Genomic DNA, 5956 nt, shown 5'->3' with positions numbered 1-5956 from the left:
CCAATATAACAGCCATTTAATTTTTCAATTTCTTTACAATCAATTTGCTTTAAAATTTGATATAGTTTATCTTCCTCATCGAAATTTTTAACTAAAACTTCAAAGGAAAAAAGCATTCCACCAAGAATATACATGTAGGGTTTCACCTCGCTTGTGTTTTTTGTTGTGGGAATGAAAAACACTTCTATAGCAATCGGGTGAAACCTTTTATTTTTGGCAGCTTTATTGAGATATTTTAACTTTTTTGGCTAGGGTAAATTTGTCTTCCTATGTTTAATGAGCCCTTGTGTTTTATGGGGTTAGAATTATGCAATTGGCTCATTTAAAGATGCAATAAGCCAGTAGCAAAATAGGAGCAGAATATATGGAGAGCAAGAACATTAAGGAATTAGTTATCCCAACACCTGGCTATACAACTCATGTAAAAAATGTTATTAATAACTTTAAGAAAACAATTAACAGAGTGATTCCCAGAAGGCAGGAAGAAAATTTAAAAAAACTAGCAAGTTTATTCTTAAATAAAGTGAAAGTTGATAAGCCAATTGTGGTTAATCTTGATATTGGTGAGGGTAAATCCACTCTATTGCTGGAATTCATAAAATATATTTACGAAATTGATAAAGATTTTTCAACAGTTATAGTTAAAAAAACACTTCAAGAAGGAAGAGAGTTTTGCATTAATGCTGGAATAAAAGATATTGAATTTACAAGAGGATTATTAGAGTGGAGCATTGACCTCAAAAAAGAATTAGAAAATTTGTATTATGGAGATATTGAAAAATACAAGGAATATGGATTTGCTGATGAGTTCCCACAAGAGGACATTTTTATAGCAAGATTGCTGAGGGGGTTTAACTATAAGGATTGTGTTGAATATGAAGACCCCAACGAGAAGAAGAATTTTATTGGCAAAATGCCTGATCATTACAGAGAATACTCACCGGTCTTATGCAAAAATTGCACAAGGACATGTGGCGCAAAATTAAGCAGATGGACTGTGGCTAACCATCCGGTAATGGTGATAACTCACCAGAGATTATTTTTAAGCAATGATTTGGATAAGATTGCCGATAGCATATCAGGAAGAAAAGTTTTAATCATTGACGAAAAAATAGAAACCAAAGATATCGGAGATGTACTGCTTGATCAATGGGAAGCCATTCTAACCAAAGTAGGAAAATCTAGTTTATCTGATGGAGTAAAAGAGCAATTTAATAAAATTGGATCATACTTAAATCAATTACAATATCCAGAACGCTCCGATGGCTCAATTGTTAAGATATCTCCATATGACCCAAAATTTGAATTTGATGCTACTGTATACGGGATATTTATGGATGATTATGAGGATATCGAGACCCTAGTGGCAGTAGAAAAATTTATAAATTATGGAGGTACAACAAGCCGGAATTGGCGAAAAGATGATAAAAAGCAGTTTAGTTATATAAGGTACATCGACCTTGAAAATTATACAAAACACTTTGAGAAAACTATTATTCTTGATGCAACAAGCGCGAGAAATGGAGAAGTACTGGACGAAGATTATAAAAAAAGTAATGTTGTTTTCCTAAATGGTTTAAATAAGATGACTCATGGCAAGATTAATTTATATTATAGTCCGCAAAAAACGACAAAAAGTTCTTTAATGTATAAAAACAATATTAAGACAGATAAATCAAAAGAGCAATATAGAAGTTATATAGGTGATAGGAACTTCTACTTAATGAATGTTGAGCTAATTGCTCAGGAAGTTCAGGATATAATTAATTCAACAAATGAGAAAACATTAATTATTTGCTACAAATTAATTGTAGACAAGTATGGGAATGAATTTAATTTTGAAAATGATTTTAATGAAATGTTGAAATTTTTAAAATTGGATTCCAAACTTTTTTCAGTTAGGCATTTTGGCGCAGCAACTACAGGGGTTAATGATTTTAGGGAATATAAAAATATAGTATTTATTGGGATGTTAAATAAGGGAGAATTGTATTATACAAATAAAACAATCGCTATAGGTAGTGGTAGCTCAAAGGTCACTGCACTTAATGAATATCTTATTGATTGTATTCAGCAAATTGGAAGGATTTGTATAAGAGAAGGCAAAGATGTAAATGTCTATATGCTATTTGAAGATAGACTTGGATTAATTAAAGGACTTACAAAGCATTATTCTTTAAAGAGAATGAATTGGTTACCAAAGTATTTTAATGGAATTAATAATGCAACTATTTCCAAGCAAGGGGGTTGCTGGTTTGCGATAATTAACGAACTAAAGAAAATGAAAGAAGGCGATATAAAAAGTTTAAAGAGTTTGCAGGATGCTCTAAAATCCCGTTCTAAACCTTTTCAACCAGATACCGTATATCGATATGTGCAGCATATACAAGTTAAAAACTTTATGGCCATACAATCAATTACATATAATAAAGCCGAGAAGATATTTAAAAAAAATTTACCAAAGGCGAGAAAAAAGTAAATCACTATAAATCATTGTTTTATAAGCATTTTAAGCAGCATTTTAAGCATATAGTATGGACAAGTTGTATTATTAGTATATACACTTTATCCGAGGGATTTTTCCTAAAGGCAATAAAATCAAGGGTTTTGGGGCTATTTGGTATAAGTAACCTTTGGTAAAAATTTTTATTCTCTGATGGGTGTGTGAATGATATAGTAAAAAGTAGCTTTTTAACATTTTAATTTCAGGATTCATTTTATATTTTACCTTTCTGACTGGGGGATGGGGCTTGCCCCCATACACTGGTAGAAATAAAATTAAAAATTAACGTGCAAAATTAAAATTCAATGGTTCAGTTCAGTATAAATTATAAAAATAAAAAATCCATTATGGGCGGATAAACAATTTTTCGCCCCCTAAAGGCGAAAAATTTTTATACGGCCATGACCCGCTGGCAGGCGACCGCCGGTAGGCACTCTATGTTAGGAAATAATAAAAATACAACAAATTCGGGTTAAATTAGCTTACTGACAAAATTAGGGGTGCGCGTTTTTGCTAGCACTCTACCCTTACTGTCTATTCTGCCTATTCAAATTCTGAGTGGGCAGTTTTTATTTTTAAAATTAAAGAATGAGAGGACTAATTAAATTATGGCAAATTATATTGGTAGATACGAGAGATTATCAAAATTCATGAAGGAGTTTATGATTAGGAAAGTAACTTTAAGAGATGGTACTGAAATCTATCGTATAAATGGAGAGTTGTGTACTATCACTGAAAATGGTGAAAAAGATTATGTAAGCATAAAGGAGCGTTATTTGATATTAAGTTCTCTGGAAGCATGGCAGTATACTATATAGTTGGCGTGAATGCCCAGCAGCAAAGGAAAAATTATTAATTTATAAGATTTTATTAGGGATGCCTTGTGGTGTCCCTTTTTAATTTGAAAGGAGAATCATATGGAATTTAAAAAATTTAATATAAACGCTCTAAAACATGCCGATTACAATCCCAGAAAGGATTTAAAACCTGGAGATGCTGAATTTGAGAAAATCCGCAACAGTATTAGTGAGTTCGGTTATGTGGAGCCGATAATTGTTAATAGCGATATGACCATTGTTGGAGGCCACCAAAGGGCTAAGGTTTTAAAAGAACTTGGATATCAAGAAGCTGACTGTGTTGTTATTGATATTGATAAAACTAAGGAAAAAGCCTTGAATGTTGCCTTAAATAAAATCTCCGGCGATTGGGACATGGAATCACTAGCAAAGTTGCTGGATGAATTAAAGGGAAAGGATTTCAACATAGAATTTACCGGTTTTGATTTCTCAGAAGCGGAGAAACTTTGGGATGAATTTATGCCGAAGGACGATAAGAAAGAGGAAGATGAGATTCCCGATGTGCCTGATAAGCCGGTAATTCAATTAGGTGATATAATCCTGCTAGGCAAACACAGATTAATATGTGGCGATTCTACCAAGAGTGAGGATTTAGCCAGATTGATGAACGGTAGAAAGGCAAAGCTAACTGTTACCGACCCTCCATATGGAATTTCATATGTGGGGAAAACAAAGGATTCATTAACCATTCAAAATGACAATCTGGATGATGAGGAATTTTATAATTTTCTGCTAAGTGCTTTTAAGAGAATATATGAAATATCCGATGAAGGGGCAAGTTTTTATGTATTTCACGCCGATGCCAAAGGATTAATTTTTAGAAGGGCTTTTATTGATTCAGGATTTAAACATTCTCAATGTTGTATCTGGGTGAAAAATACTTTTGTTATGGGAAGGCAACCGTATCAATGGCAACATGAGCCAGCAATTTTTGGATGGAAGCCAACTGGATCACATTATTGGAATAGTGATAGGAAACAGAGCACAATATGGAATTTTGATAAACCGAGAACCAATGATGTCCACCCAACAATGAAGCCGGTGCCGTTAATTGAGTACATAATTAAAAATTCCAGCAAATATGGAGATATTGTTTTAGACACATTTCTTGGAAGTGGCACTACTTTGATTGCTGCCGATAATGTGGATAGGATTTGTTTTGGTGCCGAACTCGACCCGAAATACTGCCAGGTGATTATTGAACGTTGGATAAATTATAAGGATGGCATAAACTGTGATGATGTAATCATTGAAAGGGATGGGGAACAGTATAAATTCTCGGATTTAAAGAATGAGCAGGTTGTTGAAGCAAGTTGATTTATAAAAATAAGATCTCTTATATGCTATTTAAAAAGTTACCAGACTTGACTAATTAATCATTCGGTTTATAATAAGCGTATTTAAATTATAAGGGGGATCGCTGTATGTCGGATGAATTCAAAAAAGTAGAAAACTTAATTGATAAAGCTCTTGAAGAAGTAAAAAATAATGTGATATATAAAGACAACAACCTTGTTAGCTCATATATAAAATATAATGCCGGGGAAAAAGAGAGCATTTTTAACATTGATTATAGGGACGGTAAGTTATGGGCTTTTTTCCCTTTGGAAATTGCTTTTGAATTAGAAAGTAAATTAAAAAACACAGATTTTTGTGTAGTAACAGATCCCTCAAAATACCATAGTGGAAATGCAACGGCTTATTATGAAGGCGAAAATTATCAAACTATTAAACAGATAGTTGAAGCTATGATAATATACGTAACATCAGAAAGATTTAAAGAACATAAGGCAAAGAGAAAAAGTTAAATATCTAACGAAGTAAATAATTTTATTCACCCAAAACCCTTCATTTAACTTGATTTAATGTGCCTTCTGAGTGATTAATGTGATGGTGCTTAAATTAAAGAAATGGAGGGTTTCAAATGTTAAAGATTGAAATGGGTTTGACTGGAATCACACGGAAAGAAGTTGCCGGCATTATCGGTGAATGCCTGGATACTAAGGCGATTTACAAAGGTGGGCTCAACTACCAATACAATATTGCTGATTGGACAGTTTTTATGGATACTACAGTTGAGCCGGAAAAAGAAGAAGGCGAAGCTGGTGATGATTACAAGGTTGGTTTAGGTATACCCGACAGCCCAGGGGAAGAATTGGCCGGAGTATTCAAGGCGTTAGAGGAAGCAAAAGTAATAATCAATCACAGTTGCAAATTGGCAGTTACCGTTCAAGGCCCACTACATGGCGAGAAATCAAAAGAGAATTTATTGAATTTGTTTGAAAGCAAGAAGGAGATAATTTTTAAGGCTTTTGGAGCCAATTGCAGAATTCAAAATTTTAAACTGACATAAAAAAGAGAATATCATACTAAAGCATAGGTTTACCAAAATTAACCTATTTATTTGAAGTAAAGATGGAATTGAACAAATTAACTCTAAAAAAGAGTAGAAATCACCCCAATTAACAGACACAAAAAAGCAAAGCAAATATTAAATCATTGCTACTAAGCTACATTTGGTAATGCTTTATCTTTAAGCTGAACAATGGTTCCAGCAAGAAACGTAATCAGACAAATCATGATATCGTTAAAAGCT

General features: G+C 33.0%; 5 protein-coding genes. All 5 read left to right on the top strand.

What is annotated here, in order from left to right; all coding sequences use genetic code 11:
- Window positions 1-364: 364 nt before the first annotated feature.
- The 5 genes from BM056_RS25250 (at window position 365) to BM056_RS25230 (ending at window position 5713) form a co-directional block, all read left to right on the top strand.
- A complete protein-coding gene (locus tag BM056_RS25250; protein WP_092476260.1) occupies window positions 365-2479 on the top strand; it encodes a hypothetical protein in 2115 nt (704 codons plus the stop codon).
- Between the two features lie 632 nt (window positions 2480-3111).
- On the top strand, window positions 3112-3321 hold the full coding sequence (locus BM056_RS25245) for a hypothetical protein (protein ID WP_092476256.1): 210 nt from the start codon (window positions 3112-3114) through the stop codon (window positions 3319-3321).
- 99 nt (window positions 3322-3420) lie between these two features.
- Window positions 3421-4677 carry a site-specific DNA-methyltransferase gene (locus tag BM056_RS25240; protein ID WP_092476253.1) on the top strand — a complete coding sequence of 419 codons (1257 nt, stop codon included), beginning with the start codon at window positions 3421-3423 and terminating at the stop codon, window positions 4675-4677.
- Window positions 4678-4784: 107 nt separating this feature from the next.
- The gene (locus tag BM056_RS25235) at window positions 4785-5168 is read left to right on the top strand and encodes a hypothetical protein (RefSeq protein ID WP_092476250.1); all 384 of its coding nucleotides are present in this window, start codon (window positions 4785-4787) and stop codon (window positions 5166-5168) included.
- A 116-nt stretch (window positions 5169-5284) separates the two neighbouring features.
- Window positions 5285-5713: an amidoligase family protein gene (locus BM056_RS25230; RefSeq protein WP_092476248.1), complete on the top strand. Its 429-nt coding sequence runs from the start codon at window positions 5285-5287 to the stop codon at window positions 5711-5713.
- Window positions 5714-5956: the final 243 nt, after the last annotated feature.

The sequence above is a fragment of the Desulfotruncus arcticus DSM 17038 genome (assembly GCF_900113335.1).
Lineage (GTDB): Bacteria > Bacillota > Desulfotomaculia > Desulfotomaculales > Desulfallaceae > Desulfotruncus > Desulfotruncus arcticus.
This window is presented reverse-complemented; position numbering and strand designations above follow the sequence as displayed.